General features: G+C 34.4%; 1 protein-coding gene. It reads right to left on the bottom strand.

Going from position 1 to position 823, the window contains the following annotated elements; all coding sequences use genetic code 11:
- Positions 1 to 44: 44 nt before the first annotated feature.
- Positions 45 to 821 carry a DUF559 domain-containing protein gene (locus GSM_RS13595; protein WP_010078422.1) on the bottom strand — a complete coding sequence of 259 codons (777 nt, stop codon included), beginning with the start codon at positions 819 to 821 and terminating at the stop codon, positions 45 to 47.
- Between the last annotated feature and the right edge of the window lie 2 nt (positions 822 to 823).

The raw sequence follows: 823 nt of genomic DNA, 5'->3' as shown, positions 1-823 counted from the left end.
ACTCTCCCGAATAGGCTAGTCTATAACGCGACTAACCGAAGTATTTAAAGCTCAACTGGATTTATAATATTATCCAAATTTATAGTTTCTTTTGTTTGATCTTCAATGTTACTAAGAGCGTTAATTTGTGCTATCTTGTTTGTCTTGCTCCAATTTGTTGGTAAGAATCCATTGTTCTTTTTTCTTTCACTTTGTCTGCTATTATAAAGAGCAGCAATTGCCTTGCCAAGCTGTTTAATATTAGTTTCAATATATTTCGTCGGTATTCTAATTACTTCCCAGCTTCCACCCATTTGTTTATTCAGGTTTTTCATGATTTCAATTTCTCTGTTTGAATCTTTAACAACTTTAAACTCATGCAACTTTCCGTCTATTTCAAGAGCCACATGTAATGATGGTATTAAAAAGTCAACTCGTCTTCTGCCAATTTTAAACTGTGTCTTGCTTTTAATGCGCTCGTGAACTAACTCTATAGCTGCCATTATTTCATCAGATGAGTCAAACTTATGTGGATTCTCATCTATGAACTCTTCTACAGCACTTGCGTCATCATAGTAATCATTGATGTTTAATCCACTTTGCCTCTCAATTTTTCTAAGAGCACGTTCAAAAGAAACTTTTGATTTAAGCCTTAAGTATTCTTCTAAAGTTTTGTCTCTTTCTGTCTCATATTTCAAAAAACACGAAAAGTGAAAAGCACGTTCACTTGGGTCACCAAATTCATCTAAAGCAACCATTTTCCCACAATACCAACACGTTCCTAAATTATTCATATTTGCACCAACCTTGTTAGCTTTTTTCGTAGCCCCTTGGGCTACAATAC

The sequence above is a fragment of the Liquorilactobacillus mali KCTC 3596 = DSM 20444 genome, from assembly GCF_000260415.1.
Lineage (GTDB): Bacteria > Bacillota > Bacilli > Lactobacillales > Lactobacillaceae > Liquorilactobacillus > Liquorilactobacillus mali.
The sequence above is the reverse complement of the archived record's forward strand: the minus strand, read 5'-3'. Positions and strand labels throughout refer to the sequence as shown.